The sequence below is a fragment of the Caballeronia jiangsuensis genome (assembly GCF_046030135.1).
Lineage (GTDB): Bacteria > Pseudomonadota > Gammaproteobacteria > Burkholderiales > Burkholderiaceae > Caballeronia > Caballeronia jiangsuensis.
Genome location: NZ_JAQQDB010000003.1, coordinates 297,410 through 314,647, shown reverse-complemented (window position 1 = coordinate 314,647; position 17,238 = coordinate 297,410). Strand labels below are relative to the sequence as shown.

The window sequence follows — 17,238 nt, the reverse complement described above, 5'->3', positions numbered from 1 at the left end:
CATAAAAAAAAAGTGGGGGGGCGGGTCGGGGGGGGGCCCCCCCCACTTCGATTGCTCCGGTGTTACGTCAGACGCTTACCACTGATGGCCTGCGCCGATCGTAAACCCGACGTTGCCGGAACTGCTGGTGTTGCCCGAAGCCTTCACGACCCATCGATCGTCCTGCGTCACGTACGAGACGCCGATCGCCGCACCGGATGCGCTCGCGTAACGCGCGCCCGCGATCGATACCATGGTTCTGCCCGGAGCGGTCGGCTGCGGCAATCCCGCTGCGGCCATCGCCGCGGCGATACCGCCGTATGCCGTGCTCGCGACATTGTTGATCTGGCTCTGCACGCCGGCGATGCGCGAATCGGTGTAGCTTTGCGCCTGCGCCGATGCCAGATTCAATTGCCGAACGTTGACCGCATCGGTTTGCTGCTCGCCGTTGGCAACGTTCGTAATCTGGCGTTCGTTGCCTGCCGATCCGACTGACACCGTGTTCGCCCGGTCGGCCACCGAATTCGCACCGAGCGCGACCGAATTGTCCGCACTCGCGTTCGCGTTCGCGCCCATGGCCGTAGCATGCGTGCCGGTGGCGCTGGCGACCTCGGTGGCGCGATTGCCATCGGCGGCAAACAATGTGTTTCCGCCGCTTTCGGCAATGTTCGTCACGCGGTCGAGCGCGGCGTTCATCTGGTTCACGTTCACGGCATCCGTGCCGGCCACACCTTCCGCGACGTTGTGAATCGTCGTCGCGCCGGTGTTATTGCCGAGCGTAATGCTCGTGTAGTCGGGTTTACCATCCGTGCCCGCGTCATAGGTGACGGCTGCCTTCGTCGAGCCGTCGCCATCGATCAGGCCCGCCCGCTTCAACTGCGACACGTTGACGGCGTCCGTATCCGCAGTACCGGCCGCGACGTTCGTGATCTGACGTTCCGCGCCTGTCGCGCCGACCGAAACGGTATTCGGACGATTCGCCACCGAGTTCGCGCCCAATGCCACCGAGTTGGCCGCCGACGCCGACGCCGCGCCTCCGATCGCCACCGAATCCGCGCCCGTCGCGGACGAATCCGCCAGCGTGGAATTGGCGCGGAAGTACTTGATGCCGCCGCCTGTCGTGATGTTGTTCAGCGTGTTGTTGATCGTGTCGATGTCGGTCGAATTCTGGGCAGTGCGTCCATCCAGATTTGTCAGTGCGTCCCCGACGTTTTCAAATTTCGAGTTGTCCGTGAACTTGTAGGTCGGATTGGTGATCTTGCCGTTCGCATCCACGCTTGCTCCGCCACCCAGTGCGTCCGCGGCGCTTTGTGCGGTCGCGAAGAGCTGCGAACCGTTGATCGCTTCGTGGCTCCCAAGGGCGACACTTCCGTTTGCCACGTTATCGATCTTGACCTGAACCCCAGGATCCTGTGCATGCAGCGTGATCTTGCTGTGCGTCGAATCGTCGTACGTCACGGTATTCGCGACGCTGGCCGCGATCGTCGAGTTCAACTGAGAAACGTTGACGGCATCGGTGTCTTGCCCACCCGCCGCGACGTTCGTGATCTGGCGTTCCGCGCCCGCCGCGCCCACCGATACGGTGTTCGCCTTATCCGCCGACGAGTTGGAGCCGAGCGCGACGGCGTTGTGCGCCGATGCAACTGCGTTCCCGCCGATCGCAACGGAATCCACGCCCGACGCCGACGAATCCGCCAAGGTCGAATTGGTGTGGAAGTACTTGATGCCGCCGCCGTTGTTGATGGTACTCAGCGTCGTGTTGATGATGCTGATGTCCGATGTGTTCTGCGTGACGCGGCCGTCGAGATTCGTTAGCGCGTCGCCGACGTTGTTGAATGTCGAGTTGTCGGTGAACTTGTAGGTCGGCTTGGTGATCTTGCCGTCGGCGTCCACGGATGATCCGCCGCCCAGCGCGTCGGCGGCGCTTTGCGCGGTGGCGAAGAGTTGCGAGCCGTTGATCGCTTCGACGCTGTTTTCGTTTACCGCCCCAGGCGCGACATTCTTGAGCGTAACGGGCGTGCCAAGTGTGCCGAGCGTCACGCTCTTGTGATCCGGATCGTCGTATTGGACGGTGTTGTTCAATGCGACCGATAGCGAATTGACACCCGTCGACAGCGAGCCCACTGCGCTCGAAGTCGAGGTCGAAAGCGTATCGATGCCGGTTGACAGTGATGTCACCGCCGTGGATGTGGACGCGGACAGCGTATCGATGCCCGTCGACAGCGATGTGATGCCGGAAGTTACCGTGCTGAGGCCGGTCGAAAGCGAGGCGACGTTCGACGTTACCGTGCTCAAACCCGTCGAGGTCGATGTCGACAGCGAATCGAGACCCGAGGTCACCGTGCTCAAACCTGTCGAAGTCGATGTCGATAGCGTGTCGAGGCCCGACGCTACCGTGCTGAGGCCGGTGGACAGTGAGCTCACGTTGGACGTGATCGTGCTCATGCCCGTCGAGAGCGAACTCACATCGGAAGTCACCGTGCTGAGACCAGTGGACAGTGAGCTCACGTTGGAGGTTATCGTGCTCATGCCCGTCGAGAGCGAACTCACGTCTGAAGTCACCGTGCTGAGCCCTGTGGACAGCGAGCTCACGTTGGACGTGATCGTGCTCATGCCCGTCGAGAGCGAACTCACGCCTGAAGTCACCGCGCTGAGGCCGGTGGAAAGCGAACTCACGTTGGACGTGATCGTGCTCATGCCCGTCGAGAGCGAACTCACGTCGGAAGTCACCGTACTGAGGCCGGTGGAAAGCGAAGTGACACCCGAGGTCACCGTACTCAGCCCCGTCGAGGTCGATGCCGACAGCGAGGTGAGGCCCGAAGCCACCGTACTGAGGCCTGTGGACAGTGAGGTCACACCGGAGGTCACCGTACTGAGGCCGGTGGAAAGCGAAGTGAGGCCCGAGGTCACCGTACTCAGCCCACTCGAAGTCGACGTCGACAGAGAGTCGAGGCCCGACGTCACCGTGCTCAGCCCGGTCGACAGCGAACCGACATTCGACGTCACCGTGCTCAAACCGGTCGACAGGGAATCCGCGCGGTCGTCAAGGGCAGTCAGCGCGCCTCCCACATCGTGATAGTTCGTTCCGTGAATCGGATACTGGGGTCGATTGATGGACGCGCCGGTGGCATTCACCGACGCTCCGCCGCCTAACGCCGACGCCGTGCTCGACAGCGTGGCGTAGAGTTGACTGCCATTGACCGCCTGATCGCTACCCGGACCTATGTTCCCGAGATCCAGACCGATGATCTTGTTCGTATTCATGTTCAGGACACTTCCTGCCGTAATGCTTCCGGCTGAAAGCGTGAGCAGCGGATTTTTGCCCGCGCCGAGTTGCAACGTGCTCGAGGTCGCTACGGCGAAAGTAGTTCGATCGCCATTTCCATCGTAGTAACTAAGGCCAGCGCCGCCAGATCCCGGACCACTACATGAGGTGGAGTCGGTCTTCACCGTACTTCCGGTATTACTCGTGAGGCATGCGGGCGTCAGCCCGCCTAAAATCCCGACCGCGAACGAGTTCGGAACGCCTTGCGCGTGCGCCGCCCCACTCACTAGCGACAAAACCGCGACCACGGCGCCCGCCGATCGCGCGGATCCCTTACCTCTCGTTCTTGCGTTTTCCGGCACGACGACCCAACATTCCGACACCCGACTCCACACTACCCCGTACGACTTGTTCATTCCTGGTACCTTATTTCCCTACGCTCTAGATTCGTTATCCTAACTTTTCGGTAGAAAATGATGCCTTTATCTTCTATCGAACGCCTCAATCGGCAGCGGTTTCGAAGAGGGTTGAATTCTTCATTGCTGATATTCCGAACGAGCGCAATTCTTGGCTATTCGATAACGATGTTCAATTCCTAAAATCTTAAAAGGCCCACGTATTGCGAACAAGGAACGAAATTAATACCCCTTATGTCAGCAAATAATTCGAATTAGTTGCCTTTAAAGTTAATCAACTGCTTTCCATCAAGTTCTTTCTTATGGAGGCATATCAAGAGCGGAAAATCAACTTAGCTTCGAGAATTAATTTAAGTGAGTGAAATTTTATGCACTTCTAAATATTATTTCGTGTATTACTCAATGGATTGACGAACAGCACGTCCATCGCATGTGCAAGACGGCTAACATCCGCACCCATGCAAATGCAAAAAAGCGCGCCGCGGTTTCCCGACGGCGCGCCTCGACCCGCTTAGACAACACTCAAATCGACAACAACTCGCGCGCTTCCTTCGCCGTCGCCACCGGCCTTCCATACTCCGCACACAGCGACGCCACCCGGCTCACCAGTTGCGCATTGCTCTTCGCGAGCGTGTCCTTGTCCCAGCGCACGTTGTCTTCCAGACCCGTCCGACAATGCCCGCCCAACTGCAACGTCCAGTGATTCACTTCGAGCTGATGACGCCCAATGCCCGCAGCCGTCCACGTCGCATCGGGCAAATGCTTCTTCAACTGCTCGACTTCGAACTCGAGAATCTCGAGCCGCGCGGGCAACGCATTCTTCACGCCGAGCACGAACTGCACGTGAACGGGCGGCTTCAGCAAGCCCTGATTCACGAGATCGACGGTGCTATAGAGCATCGCCAGATCGAAAATCTCGATCTCGGGCTTCACGTTGTGATCGAGCATCATCTGCGCGAGCGAGCGCACGAAATCGGGCGGATTCTCATACACGATCGTCGGAAAGTTGACCGAACCCGTCGCGAGCGACGCCATGTCGGGCTTCAGGTCGAGCATCGCGCCGCGTTGTTCGAACGAGCGTCCGCGACCGCCCGTCGAGAACTGGATGATGATGTCCGGACAATGCTTGCGAATGCCCTCCTGCAATTCGGCGAACCGATGCCGGTCGGAGCTCGAGCGTTCGTCTTCGTCGCGCACATGCAGGTGCACGAGTGTCGCGCCCGCTTCATACGCCTCGTGCGTGCTCTCGATCTGCTCGGCGATCGTGATCGGCACCGCGGGATTGTCCTTCTTGCGCGGCACCGAGCCGGTGATCGCCACCGATATCACGCAGGGTTCTTTCGTAGGGGATTGGGTCACGCTTCGCTCCTTGACGGCGCCATCCTTGCGGCAACAATGCGGGGATCGCGAACGGCGCTCAAATTTGAACTAACTAGTACGTTCGTAATGATGAGGCATCGTGCGTTCCGCTGCAAGCCAAACAAACCCTAACGCGCCGGTCCTCGCGGAGTCGCCGTTCGTACGAAGAATCGGCGCGCTTTTTCGTCTACTGCCGCTCCGCGTGTTCCGCGAGCATTTTTCCGACCTGCTCGTCGGTGATCGCCGGCTTGATGTCGAACATGAACAGATCGGCCCATTCGTGTGCCCAGCGCGCGAGCGGGTCGATTTCGTCGCATTCGCATACGGCCACACCCCAGATGGAACCGATCGCGTGCCAGCGTCCCAGCAGCCTGATGCCGTCGGGCGGCGCACCGCGAGTTTGCAGGAAACGTTCGGCCGCCTGTCGTTCGACCTCGGGCTGCGCAGTCCAGTTGACGATGAATAGCATGGCTCGATCCTCCTGTTGGAACGCCATGAAACGGCGCGAGGCGCCGGGTCGCCGCCGCATCGGCACATCGGGCCCGACGCGGTTCATCCAGTATAGGAGGCGGTCGAGCCAGCCGTGCAATGCATCGCTGCTTGTCGCGATCGATGCGCATTGCGGTCAATGCACGACGACGACCGGCGCCGCGAGCACCGGCTGCGCATAGGTGATCCTGACCGCCGGCGCGACCGCATAAGGCGACACGACGACGACGGGCCTCGGCGGCGGAGGCGGCGGCACGGCGACCGCCACGGGCGCGACGACCACGGTGCGCGCGGGCACATAGTAATAAGTCGGCCTCGGCGGCGGCGCGTAGTAATACACGGGACGCGGCGGCGGTGCATAGACGACGGCGGGCGCGACATAGGAAACCTGCACGCTCGTTCCGGCGAACGCGGATTCCGCGCAGGTCAGGCTGATGACGGCAACGGCGGAAACGCTGAGCAAACGGATGTTCATGGTGAAGTCCTCATGCATCGTGAGTCATGGATTTCGGCAGCGTGAACGAAACACATCTGCCGGCGATGAGAACGATAGCGAAGCGTCGCCCGAACCGTGAGCCCTAACTTGTGTCGCCGCATGTCGGCGCAATCTCGCATGCAATCCGGTGACATGATTCGTAGCATTCACGAGATTGCGTTCGCCGCGCGGCTCAATAGAATGACATCACCGTCGACATTCATTCATACCCGGACCAGGGAGAGAGCCATGCGAAAATTTCTTGTCATCCTTGCCGCGTGCGCGGCGTGCGCCACGTCGGGCGCCGCGTGCGCGCAAACCGCCACTCAGCCGATGGGCGCGAGCCCGCGCGTCGAGCACGCGCTCGGGCAGTTGCAGACCCGCTTCTCGAGCGCCAACACGACGCACGACGGCAAGCTCACTCGCGCGCAGGCATCGGCGGGCATGCCGATGGTGGCCAAGCACTTCGACCAGATCGACACGCAGAAGAACGGCTACGTGACCCTGCCGCAAATCGAAGCCTTCATGCGCGAGCACGCCGCGCAACGCTGATCCGGAGCGTCCATGGAAATCCTGCCGAAGATCATCGTGCTCGACGACGAAGCCGAGTTGCGCAACATGCTGCAGCGTTTTCTGAGTTCGCAAGGTTTCGAGGTGCGCGTCGTCGAGAACGGCAAGCGGCTCGACCGCTACCTTCAGCGCGAGCCTTTCGACCTGCTCGTGCTCGACTGGATGATGGAGCCCGAAGACGGCCTCTCGGTCTGCAAGCGCCTGCGCGCCGAAGGCCAGACGCTGCCCATCCTCATGCTTACGGCCAAGGGCGATCCCGTCGACAAGGTGATCGGCCTCGAAACCGGCGCCGACGATTACCTCGCCAAGCCCTTCCTGCCGCAGGAACTGGTCGCTCGCGTGCGCGCGTTGCTGCGCCGCCAGAAGATCGCCGCCGGCGATCCGACGCACACGCAGCAGGTCGTCCGCTTCGGCGAATTCCGTCTCGATCTCGCCAAACAGAAGCTCTATCGCAACGGCGAGCCGTTCGAAATGCATTCCGCGCAGATGCAGTTGCTTCACGCGCTCGGCTCGTCGCCGAACCGCGCGGTGAGCCGCGACAACCTCATCGCACGCACGCGCGGCCGCGATCACGATGCGCTCGATCGCAGCATCGACGTGCAGGTGCTGCGGCTGCGTCAGATCATCGAGGAAGACTCGGGCAAGCCGCGCTTCATCAAGACCGTCTGGGGCGTCGGCTACATGCTGCTCGCCGAAATCGAATCGTGAGCGCCGCGCCTCGCGTACGCCCTGTGTCGCTCGTGCCGCGCTCGCTCTTCGCGCGCAATATCCTGCTGCTCGTCGCGCTCGTCGCGGTGAGTCAGGTGTGCGCGATCGCGGTGCTGCTGCACTTCATCCAGACGCCGCGCATCGAGCGCGCGGCCGCGACCTTCGCGAGCTATATCGTCACGCTCGACACGCTCCTGAAAACGACGCCGCCCGATGTCGCGCAAACCGTCGCCGCGCATCTCGACATCCACGCCGAGCTGCCCGCCGGCGCGCACGAGACGGCGCCGGGATCGCGCCTGCGCTTCTATCAAACGTATCAGCGTCAGACGTTCGTCGAGAGCTTGCGGCGGCATCTGCCCGCCGACATGCTTGTGCGCTGGCAAGGCAGCGACACGGCCGACGACGGCCAGCAACGATTGTGGATTCGCGCGCATCTGTCGGGCGAGCCGCGCTGGCTTGCACTGCCGGTGCCGGAAGCCGCGCACGACGACGGCCTCGTGACCGCCCTCCTTCTTTCGCTCGGACTCGGCGCGCTCGCGTTCGCGACGGCCTATGTGATCCAGCGTCACCTGAATCGCCCGCTCGCGCATCTGGCCGATGCCGCGCGGCTCGTTTCCGCGGGCGGCGAGCCCGGCGTCCTGCCGACGGACGGCCCGACCGAAATCGCGCAGGTGAGCGGCGCATTCAATCGCATGACGGCGGCGCTCAAGGAGGCCGAAGCGACGCGCGCACTGATGCTCGCGGGCATCTCGCACGACATCCGCACGCCGATGACCAAGTTGCGCCTCGCCATGGCGATGTCCTCCGTACCGTCGAAGGACGCGTCGTTCGCGGCATCGGCGGAGGGCTATCTCGACACCATCGACACGATTCTTCAGCAGTTCATGGATTACGCGGGCAGCGGCGCGAAGGAGACGCCCATCGTCGGCGATCTCAACGCACTCGTCGCCAATCTCGCAGCCGATTTTGCGGGACTGGGACACGAGTTTGCGCTCGATCTCGGTGCTATCGAACCGTTCCCGTTCCGCCCCATCAGCATGATGCGCATACTCATGAACCTGATGCAGAACGCGGTGCTGTACGGCGTCGTCGGGCTGGAAGTGCGCACGTGGACGGATACGCAGGCGAAGGCCGCCTGCGTCGTGATCGCGGATCGCGGCAAGGGACTCGGCGGACAGGATCCGGAAGCGCTCAAGCAGCCGTTCAAACGCGGCGGCGGCGAAGGCCAGCCGAAAGGCACGGGGCTGGGTCTCGCGATCGTCGAGCGCATCGCGCGGCTGCACGGCGGCACGCTCGAATTGCGCGCGCGCGAAGGCGGCGGCGCGGAAGCGCGCATCGTGCTGCCGCTTTCGGGCGTGGCGGCGAGCTAGCGGCTATTCCGTTGCGTGGGCGTCGTCGGGATCGGCGATCGCCTGTTTGCCGCCGCCCTGCTGCGCCGCCTGCGCCTGTTCCTCGACGACCGTCGATTCGCGCGCGAGCGGCGCGATCGCCTGCAACGGGACCAGCGGCTGCGCACGCGCGTTGACGCCGGCCGGACTCGGCTCGTTATCGTGGATCAAGGCGCGGATGCGCGGATAAATCTGCCGCTCCCAGCGCTTGCCGTTGAACACGCCGTAGTGCCCGACGCCCGTCTGCACGTGATGCGCCTTCAGGTAAGGCCGCAGCTTGTCGCACAGATCCTGCGCGGCGAGCGTCTGACCGACCGCGCAGATGTCGTCGCGCTCGCCCTCGACGGTAAAGAGCGCGGTGCGCCGGATCGCCGACGGATCGACCTTGCGGCCGCGCACTTCGAGCTGCTTCAACGGCAGCGCGTGCCGCTGAAAGATGGTATCGACGGTTTCCAGATAAAACTCCGCGGTGAGGTCCATCGTCGCGAAGTATTCCTCGTAGAAAACGCGGATCGCGTCCGCCTGCGCGGGGTCGCCCTTCGCGCGCTGATAGTGCATCTCCTCGAACGATTCGAGGTGACGCGGGAGATTCATCGACATGAACGCGCCCAGTTGCACGAAGCCCGGATAGACGCGCCGCATCGCGCCCGCGAAGCCGAACGGCACCATGCCGATCAGGTTGCGCTCGAACCACTCGATCGGTTTGCTCTTCGCGAGCTCGTTCACGCGCGTCGGATTCACGCGCGTGTCGATCGGACCGGCCATCAGCGTCATGCTCGCCGGCTCGGCGGGATGCCGGTCCTCGGCCATCAGCGCGACCGCCGAGAGCGCCGCGACGGTCGGCTGACACACCGCGAGCAGATGCGTCCCCGGCCCGATCGTTTCGATGAAGTCGATGAGGTGGTGCACGTATTCGTCGAAACCGAAACGGCCGTGCATCAGCGAGACGTCGCGTGGATTGCGCCAGTCGGTGATATAGACATCGTGGTCCGCGAGCATCGTGCGCACGGTGCCGCGCAGCAGGGTCGCGAAGTGGCCGGACATCGGCGCGATGACGAGCACGCGCGGCTGCGCGACGGACAAATCGTCCTTGCGAAAATGCAGCAGGTCGCAGAACGGCGTGCGCGCCGCGACCTCTTCCACGACGCGCATCGGCTTGCCATCGACGTCCACTTCCGCGATATCGAACGCCGGGCGAGTATGCGTGAGCCCGGACAGCTCGATCAGCTCGCAGATCGCCGTGAGGCCGCGGCCCTGCGGCGTTGCGCCGATCTCGGTCCAGACCCGCAGCGCGCCCTCGACGAGCGCGGCGGCATGGCGTATCGGCAGCATCGAATCGGACCAGGCCTGATAGCCCGCGTAAGCAAAGGGATTCATCTCTCTTGCACGCGGGCGGCGCATGCGTCGATATGGAGCGTCGAAATAAGGCAATAGCTATGCCAGTCGACCGAGGCGGCGGCTCACCCGACTGAACAATTGGCATACCCTTTGCACTGATACCATTCACGAGCGCGTTTTGCCGCCTTTCGGTGCCAACACGCACCATGCTCGATCCGTCCTGGTGCACGACGTCCGAGGAGACGCTCATGGCGAACGCCACGCTCACCATCAGCAGCAAGAACTATTCGTCCTGGTCGCTGCGCGGCTGGCTGCTCACGAAGTTCAGCGGGCTGCCGTTCGATGAAGTCGTGATGCCCGCCGACGATCCCGGCGCGCGCGCCGAACTCCTGCTGCTTTCGCCATCGATTCTCGTGCCCTGTCTCTTTCATGATGGCATCAAAGTCTGGGACACGCTCGCGATTGCGGAATATCTGAACGAAGTATGTCCCGATGCCGGACTGCTGCCGAAGGAACGTGCCGAGCGCGCGCATTGCCGGTCGATCTGCGGCGAGATGCATTCGGGCTTCGCCGCGTTGCGTTCTGCCCTGCCGATGAATCTCAAGGCGCATTTTCCCGGCTTCAAGGTGTGGGCGCGCGCGCAGACCGACGTCGAGCGCATCGTGACCATCTGGCACGAGTGCCTCGCGCAATACGGCGGTCCGTATCTGTTCGGCGAACGCTCGTGCGCGGATGCGATGTTCGCGCCCGTCGTCACGCGATTCGTCACCTACGACGTGAAGCTCGACCCCGATATCGTCGCGTATGGCGAGCGCATTCTCGCGATGCCGGAAATGCGCCAGTGGATCGCGGATGCGCAGCAGGAAGCCGAAGAGATCGACGAGCTGGATATCGAATTCTGAAACGCCCCAGCGCCGACGCGCGGGTTTTCCTTTCCTTCGTTCGTGAACCATACTGGGTCTGTGGGAGGAAATCCGTCATGGAACCGTCAATCGATCCAGGCATTTCGGCCAGGCGCGCCGCGCCGACGCTGCACGTCCGCTTCTCCGACGCCGACGCCATTCCGTTCCCGACGCGCACCGTCGAGCGCGGCGACGCGCTTTACTGCATGGGCGAGCCGCTACGCAGCATCTATACGGTGCAAAGCGGATGCTTCAAGACCGTCGCGACCTTTCCCAGCGCCAACGACGACAGCGCCCCGCACACGCAGGTCACGGGTTTCCACTTCACGGACGAAACGCTCGGCCTCGACGGCGTGTGCACAGGCCGGCACGAAAGCGATGCGATCGCGCTCGAATCGAGTGTCGTGCGCATCATGCCGGTCGGCATACTCGAACCCTTGTGCCGCGAATACGCGGCGATGCAGCACGAACTGCTCGCGATCATGAGCGCGGAAATCGTGCGCGCGTCGCGGCTCGCGCTGATGCTCGGCACGATGCCCGCGCGCGAGCGCGTCGCCGCCTTCCTGCTCGATTTCTCGGAACGGCTCGATGCGCGCGCCTCGTCCGTCGGCGAACAGGCGAACGAACTGATCCTGCCGATGACCCGCGCGGATATCGGCAGCTATCTGGGCCTGGAGCTGGAAACCGTGAGCCGCACGCTTTCGAAGCTGCAACGCGAGGGCGCGATCGGGCTCAATGGACGGCAGGTGCGCATCGTGGATCGCACGATGCTCGAACATCACTGACGAACGTTCGTCGCTTTATCCGACCTACGCGCGCACCGTGAGCACGGCCGCGCCCGTGAGCCTGCCTTCACGAAGGTCGGCGAGCGCGCGGTTCGCCTCGTCGAGCGGATAAGGCGTCGTGTGCAGATCGAGATGAAACTGCCCGGCGATGTCCATGAACGCGCGCCCGTCCTCGCGCGTGAGATTCGCCACGGACATGACGCGGCGTTCGCCCCATAGCAACTCGTACGGAAACGAAGGAATGTCGCTCATGTGGATGCCGCCGCACACCACGGCGCCGCCCTTTGCCACTGCCTTGAGCGCGGCGGGCACGAGAGCGCCGGCCGGCGCGAAGATCAGCGCGGCGTCGAGTTCGTCGGGCGGCGTCTCGTCGCTGCCGCCCGCCCAGTGCGCCTTCAGGTCGAGCGCGAGCCGTTGCGCTGCGGTATCGCCCGGACGCGTGAACGCGTAGACCGAACGCCCCTCATGGTTCGCCACCTGCGCGACGATATGCGCGGCCGCGCCGAAGCCATAGATGCCGATGCGCTGCGCATCGCCCGCCATCGCGAGCGTGCGATAGCCGATAAGTCCCGCGCACAGGAGCGGCGCCGCTTCGACATCCGAATAACGCTGCGGCAGATGCAGGCAATAGCGCGCATCGGCGACGACACGTTCCGCATAGCCGCCGTCGATCGTATAGCCCGTGAAGCCGGGCGTATCGCACAGATTCTCGCGGCCCGCCGCGCAGTAGCGGCAGTGCCCGCATGTATGACCGAGCCACGGCACGCCCACGCGATCGCCGGGCGCGAAGTCCGTCACGCCAGCGCCGAGTTGCGCGACCGTTCCCACGATCTCGTGCCCCGGAATCACCGGCCGCTTCGGATGAGCGAGCTCGCCGTCGACCACATGCAGATCCGTGCGACACACGCCGCACGCATGAACGTCGATGAGCAGTTCGCCCGCGCGCGGCGTGGGATCGGGCACATCGAGCATTTGCAGAACGGGAGCGTTGCCGTCGAAAACCATTGCACGCATGAGTACGTCTCCTGAATTTGTCGATAGTGCAGTGCAGCGCCTTGCGTTGCGAGTGGATCGACATATCGTGCGCGTCGGCAATGCCGTGGGGCGCGCGAAGCCGGCGTGGTGCACGTATGCACGACCAGCGAGCGTCGATGTAACGTGACATCGCACGATGATGCGCCGCATTCATCGACCGTCGATCGCGCGGGCATGCGGCAATGTGCCTCCGATGCTTGTCTCCGAAGCGTCAGATTGTCGTACTAAACTAAAGCCATGCAGTTCAGAAGCGAAGCGGCATTTCGGCATCGGTCTTGCTTTATCGGTTCGACTGTCATCGCTGTTGCAGCGCGGCGCAATTCACGGTCGCATCGGCGATGGAACCCATTACATGCGCGGCGTTAAAACTTATCCGCCGCGCGCAGTTCGAACCTGTCATCGCGGTCCGTTTGGGCCGCGCAGTAACGCCTTAACAATACGCGCGGCGCAAGCCGCCATTCATCGACGACGCTCATGGCCAGTGCGAAAGTGCTGAGCGTCTCGTCCATCGAATCGTTTCATGGAGGATGACATGCGTATCACGGTCAAGCTGGATGGATTCGAAGGCGCTCAATCGGCGGCCTACGCCATCCTGTGGCTCGACAAGGAAACTCGCCGCTGGTCGCGCGAGGGCCACCAGGCGGTCGAAGTGCCGGACTGGGGAGGCTTGCGCTCAGGTTCGAACGGCACGATGATCTGCGGCCAGCAAGTCGGCGACCCGATCTGCGTGCTGGAACGCCTCGACGTCGACGCACCCGACGGCCCGTGCGAAGGCCTCGCCGGACGCGTGCTGTGGTATGCGGACGGCACGGCGACGAAGAGCACCGGACGCTGGCACGTGCAGTGCATCGACCGCGAACAGATCAAGGCGGAGCACGGCGTCTTCGCCGGCGAGGAGGGAATCTGATCGAAGTGCGGGAACGTCAGGGCTCGTCGCTCGGAAACGGTGTGAGCATCACGACGAACGACGCAGCCCCGACGAGAATCGCGAGCACGCCGTAATACATCACGGCCGTCTCGTCGAAGAGCAGGCCGCGCAACGAAGCATGAATGCCGCCCAGCGTCACGAACACGGCGCCCAAGGCCGCGACGATGCGCCCTTCACCATTGATCATGATGTTCTCCCGAGCATCGGACGGCGCTGGCCGCTCGCGTGGTCGCGGTTCGCGGCCACATCGGGTTTTATGCCGATATCGCGCCGGCATGATTTCATGGTCGTTTGCGCGGCGCGGCATGCGTTGACCTGCATCAACCTGCTTCGCCGGACGCTCCCGGCGATAACGATCGCTCGTTCTGGTGTTTTCCCTTGCCCCATTTCCGGCGCTTATATTGGTAGTATCAGGTGCTCGTCGCGCATTGGCATGGTTTCGCGCGCACGGCGCATGCTGCCCGGGTCATCCTCGCCTTTGCCCGCAAGAATGGCTCGCATTCGACCGACAGAACACTGGGGAGGCACGATGAATCAAAATTTCAGCGACCCGTTCAGCCAGTTTGCCGCCATGTTCCAGCAGTACCAGCTTCCGGGGTTCGACGTCACCGCGATCATGGAATCGCGGCGCAAGGATGTGGAAGCGCTCGCGGCGACCAACCGCGTCGCATTCGGCGGCATGGAAGCGCTGCGCGACAAACAGGTCGAAATTCTGCGGCGTACCTTGAGCGATCTGGAAAACATCGCAAAGCAATTCGCCAGTACGTCGACGCAACCTCCGTTCAACGCCAACGAAGTCGTGCAACGCGCGCTGCACAACGCGCTCGCCGACATGCAGGACATCGCGCGCACCACTCAGCAGACTCAGGCGGAAGCCTATGCGCTCGTCAGCAAGCGTATGGAAGACGCTCTGAAGGAACTGAAGGCGTCTATCGAGAAGCCCAAGAGCTAAGCCTCGCGCGTCTTTTACCAGGCCGGCGTCCGGTAACGGAGAGCCGGCCTTATTTCTTTCCCTGCGTCGTGATCTGGAAAATATCGACGGCCACGCGGTCGCGGCCGTACTTGCCCGTCAGCGCGGAAAGGCGTTTCTCGACCGCACGCAGATATTCGGGCTTCGCCTCGCTGTCGGGGCGCGCCGAATCGAAGAGCGGCGCGGGCGTGACCGTCAGCACGATCATCTCCGAACCGAATGGCTTGCCGACGACCCAGTCGCCCATCGTGCCGATGGTCGCCGTGTAGTTCGCCGGCGCCTGGTTGTCGCGCGAGCGCGTGTTGGGCAGCAGATGCACGACGCTGCCATCGAGCATGAAGTAATCGACGTTGACGTAAGACTCGAACGCCGGCGTCATCAGATCGATGATCAGCGGATCGCCTTCGATAAGACGCGTCGCGCGCGACCGCGTGTGCACCGACGCGGGCCTGCCCGACTGCCGGTTGGCCGTCCAGAACGGGCCGTACACCTTGAGCAGATCGCACTTGTCATCGGCGACCTGCTGCACGCCGAAGTTCGTGGTCTTCACGCCCGGCACGCGGCCGAGCGTTTCCTTCAGGCGCGCGAGACCGAATTTCTGCGACACGAAGCCCTGCACGTCGACGGTCTGATCGTGCACCGACGCGACGAGCGCCGAACACGGCACGCTCGCGAGCACGGGTGTGACGGCTGCCATCGTGAGTTCGGGAACGGGTGTCGGCGGCGCTGCGGGCGTGATCGCCACCGCGGAAGCCGGCGCCGCGTTCTCGGGCGCGTGCGTGGTGACCGAGCCCGTGGCGCTTCCTTCCGATGGGCGCGACGGCGCTTCGCGCGCGCTTTCCTCGCCGCGTCCCGACTGGTCGTAGAAGTAATAACCCGCCCCGGCGATCAATGCCGCCACGACCGCGGCCGCGCCGATCGCGAGCTTCGGCGCGCCGCCCTTTTTCTGCTTGCGGCCCGCGGACGGCGCGGCGTGCTCCTCGGCGATCTCTTCGAGGAATTGCGCGACGGTCGGTGTGCGCGCCTCGCGCTCGAACGCGAGCGCGGCCTTCAACGCTTTCCACTGTCTGTTGCCGAGATGCTCAGGGCGTTGCGGCTTCATGCCCGCGCTTCTCGCCTGCAGCGCGGGCACGCGGTCGAACGGATGTTTGCCCGTCAGCAGTTCATACGTGATGCAGCCGAGCGCGTAGATGTCGTCGCGCGGATCGGGTTCGCGATGCTCCATCATCTCCGGGCTCGCATACGCGGGTGTCATCGCGCCGAGACTGCCGGGGTCGAACACGGTCGCTTCGGTTTCTTCCTCGGGCCGTTGAATGACGCGCGAAATGCCGAAATCGATCACCTTCACTTCCGACGTGTCCGTCAGAAACACGTTGGGCGGCTTGAAATCGCAGTGGACAAATCCGCGTTCGTGCGCGTAGGCGAGCGCGTTGGCCATGCCCTTGAAGATCGGAAAGACCTCGGAGAACGGCATGCCCTTGAAATTCGGGTTCCGAAGCAATCGGGACAGCGGCTGGCCGGAGAGATATTCCATCGTCAGATAGACGATCTGGCCGTCGCGGTCGAAATCGTAAACAGTGACGATGTTCCGGTGCGCGAGCTGTTGCGCCTTGCGGGCCTCGCGCTGGAGCGCGATCAGCGATTTCGGATTGCCGCGGAACTGGAGATTGAGCACCTTGATCGCGACATACGGCCGCCGATCCGACGCTTCGAGCTTGCGCAGATCGAGCGCCTTGTACACGGTGCCCATCCCGCCGATGCCGAGACATTCCTCCAGCACGAAGCGGCTGTTGAGCGTGTCGCCGACGCCTTTCATCTGCTGATCGTGATCGACCATCACCTGCGTCGCCTGGCTACCGGTGCCGCTGCTCGGATCGCGTGACTGCGGCGGCGCAAAGCCGGGTGAGGTTTGCAGACGCGTCTCGTCGCGGCTCGCGGGGCCCGTGGGAGAATCGGCTTCCGGACGCATGCGCCCCGTATGCTCGATGCGGCGGCGGATGGCCGCATAGATGTCGGGAGGCAACGGTCGCGCCGCATGCTCCTCGTCGAGGATTTCCATGAGCCGCTTCGCCGGAGTCTGCTCGGTCGCCAATGCGCCGTCCACTCCTGCGAAGAACTCGTCGCGCGACCCGCCGTCGCCCCGAAAAGTACGAATCGCTTGCGCAAAACTTGTCATCTGTGCGTCGCGATGCGTCTCCAATCGATCGAAACTACTTGTAGTAACAAAACCCCGGTGCTCGTTCGATACTAGCCTTCACATGACGCTTTCGCAAATGGCGTTTTCGATCATGAGCGGCATCGCGCACATGTCGTTCGGAGACCGACACATCGGTGGCGAGTGTCGGCGCTGCGGCGGCAGATCGCGCGCCGCGTCATTGTTCCGATTATGGACGGCACCGGATAAAACGCTGGCAAATCATGGCCTTGCGCGATTTATCTGGGTACGTACCGCGCCTTGGCACGGCTTTCGCAATAGAAATAGCGAACGTCCTTGCGGCAGAAGGCATGCGCCTTTCGCCGCCATCGGCGTTTGCCGACCGAAGTATGGCGCGCCGGATCGTGGAGTCGGTCCGGCGCGGCAAGGCGGATTGTCTATACTCGACTACGACTCCCCATTCTGGAGGAAACATC

At 63.1% G+C, this 17,238-nt stretch carries 16 protein-coding genes and 2 pseudogenes; 8 read left to right on the top strand and 10 right to left on the bottom strand.

The window, feature by feature from the left end:
- Nucleotides 1-75: 75 nt before the first annotated feature.
- A pseudogene (locus PQR08_RS05245) lies at nt 76-1,971 on the bottom strand (YadA family autotransporter adhesin); the annotation flags it as partial.
- A gap of 106 nt (nt 1,972-2,077) precedes the next feature.
- On the opposite strand from PQR08_RS05245, the gene PQR08_RS05240 reads away from it, so the two are divergent.
- Nucleotides 2,078-3,055, top strand: a complete 978-nt coding sequence (locus PQR08_RS05240) for a hypothetical protein (RefSeq protein WP_250484601.1) — start codon at nt 2,078-2,080, stop codon at nt 3,053-3,055.
- Between the two features lie 56 nt (nt 3,056-3,111).
- Here PQR08_RS05240 and PQR08_RS05235 read toward each other — a convergent pair.
- From PQR08_RS05235 to PQR08_RS05220, 4 genes and pseudogenes are all read right to left on the bottom strand, one after another.
- Nucleotides 3,112-3,660 (bottom strand): annotated as a pseudogene (locus tag PQR08_RS05235) (ESPR domain-containing protein); the annotation flags it as partial.
- 522 nt (nt 3,661-4,182) lie between these two features.
- Entirely contained in the window at nt 4,183-5,019 is an 837-nt protein-coding gene (locus tag PQR08_RS05230; protein WP_187606362.1) for a 3-oxoadipate:acetyl-CoA acetyltransferase, read from the bottom strand.
- 187 nt (nt 5,020-5,206) lie between these two features.
- Entirely contained in the window at nt 5,207-5,608 is a 402-nt protein-coding gene (locus PQR08_RS05225) for a DUF3303 domain-containing protein (protein ID WP_313761185.1), read from the bottom strand.
- Nucleotides 5,609-5,644: 36 nt separating this feature from the next.
- Nucleotides 5,645-5,983 (bottom strand): hypothetical protein, encoded by a 339-nt coding sequence (locus PQR08_RS05220; protein WP_238213993.1) that lies wholly within the window; start codon nt 5,981-5,983, stop codon nt 5,645-5,647.
- Nucleotides 5,984-6,232: 249 nt separating this feature from the next.
- Between PQR08_RS05220 and PQR08_RS05215 the strand changes: the two genes are divergently transcribed.
- Genes PQR08_RS05215 through PQR08_RS05205 form a run of 3 tightly spaced genes read left to right on the top strand, consistent with a single transcriptional unit; the run spans nt 6,233 to nt 8,631 of the window.
- Nucleotides 6,233-6,535 (top strand): EF-hand domain-containing protein, encoded by a 303-nt coding sequence (locus PQR08_RS05215; RefSeq protein WP_250484600.1) that lies wholly within the window; start codon nt 6,233-6,235, stop codon nt 6,533-6,535.
- Between the two features lie 12 nt (nt 6,536-6,547).
- Entirely contained in the window at nt 6,548-7,261 is a 714-nt protein-coding gene (locus PQR08_RS05210; protein WP_035501976.1) for a response regulator, read from the top strand.
- 23 nt (nt 7,262-7,284) lie between these two features.
- On the top strand, nt 7,285-8,631 hold the full coding sequence (locus PQR08_RS05205) for an ATP-binding protein (RefSeq protein ID WP_250484640.1): 1,347 nt from the start codon (nt 7,285-7,287) through the stop codon (nt 8,629-8,631).
- A gap of 3 nt (nt 8,632-8,634) precedes the next feature.
- Here PQR08_RS05205 and PQR08_RS05200 read toward each other — a convergent pair whose 3' ends face one another.
- Nucleotides 8,635-10,026 (bottom strand): polyhydroxyalkanoate depolymerase, encoded by a 1,392-nt coding sequence (locus PQR08_RS05200; protein ID WP_250484599.1) that lies wholly within the window; start codon nt 10,024-10,026, stop codon nt 8,635-8,637.
- A 209-nt stretch (nt 10,027-10,235) separates the two neighbouring features.
- On the opposite strand from PQR08_RS05200, the gene PQR08_RS05195 reads away from it, so the two are divergent.
- Nucleotides 10,236-10,889, top strand: coding sequence for a glutathione S-transferase family protein (locus PQR08_RS05195; protein ID WP_250484598.1), 654 nt, complete (start codon nt 10,236-10,238; stop codon nt 10,887-10,889).
- A 77-nt stretch (nt 10,890-10,966) separates the two neighbouring features.
- Nucleotides 10,967-11,674, top strand: coding sequence for a Crp/Fnr family transcriptional regulator (locus PQR08_RS05190; RefSeq protein WP_250484597.1), 708 nt, complete (start codon nt 10,967-10,969; stop codon nt 11,672-11,674).
- Between the two features lie 24 nt (nt 11,675-11,698).
- On the opposite strand, the gene PQR08_RS05185 is transcribed toward PQR08_RS05190, so the two are convergent.
- Together PQR08_RS05185 and PQR08_RS05180 are read right to left on the bottom strand one after the other, a co-directional pair.
- A complete protein-coding gene (locus PQR08_RS05185) occupies nt 11,699-12,688 on the bottom strand; it encodes a zinc-dependent alcohol dehydrogenase family protein (protein WP_250484596.1) in 990 nt (329 codons plus the stop codon).
- Nucleotides 12,689-13,071: 383 nt separating this feature from the next.
- Entirely contained in the window at nt 13,072-13,218 is a 147-nt protein-coding gene (locus tag PQR08_RS05180) for a hypothetical protein (RefSeq protein WP_187606369.1), read from the bottom strand.
- 23 nt (nt 13,219-13,241) lie between these two features.
- On the opposite strand from PQR08_RS05180, the gene PQR08_RS05175 reads away from it, so the two are divergent.
- Entirely contained in the window at nt 13,242-13,616 is a 375-nt protein-coding gene (locus PQR08_RS05175; protein WP_238213998.1) for a DUF3564 family protein, read from the top strand.
- A 16-nt stretch (nt 13,617-13,632) separates the two neighbouring features.
- Here PQR08_RS05175 and PQR08_RS05170 read toward each other — a convergent pair whose 3' ends face one another.
- Nucleotides 13,633-13,824 (bottom strand): DUF2964 family protein, encoded by a 192-nt coding sequence (locus PQR08_RS05170; RefSeq protein ID WP_035501982.1) that lies wholly within the window; start codon nt 13,822-13,824, stop codon nt 13,633-13,635.
- A 69-nt stretch (nt 13,825-13,893) separates the two neighbouring features.
- Between PQR08_RS05170 and PQR08_RS05165 the strand changes: the two genes are divergently transcribed.
- Nucleotides 13,894-14,589, top strand: a complete 696-nt coding sequence (locus tag PQR08_RS05165) for a phasin family protein (RefSeq protein ID WP_408161078.1) — start codon at nt 13,894-13,896, stop codon at nt 14,587-14,589.
- Between the two features lie 49 nt (nt 14,590-14,638).
- On the opposite strand, the gene PQR08_RS05160 is transcribed toward PQR08_RS05165, so the two are convergent.
- Complete coding sequence (locus tag PQR08_RS05160; protein ID WP_250484594.1) at nt 14,639-16,783, bottom strand: serine/threonine protein kinase; 2,145 nt, start codon at nt 16,781-16,783, stop codon at nt 14,639-14,641.
- Nucleotides 16,784-17,238: the final 455 nt, after the last annotated feature.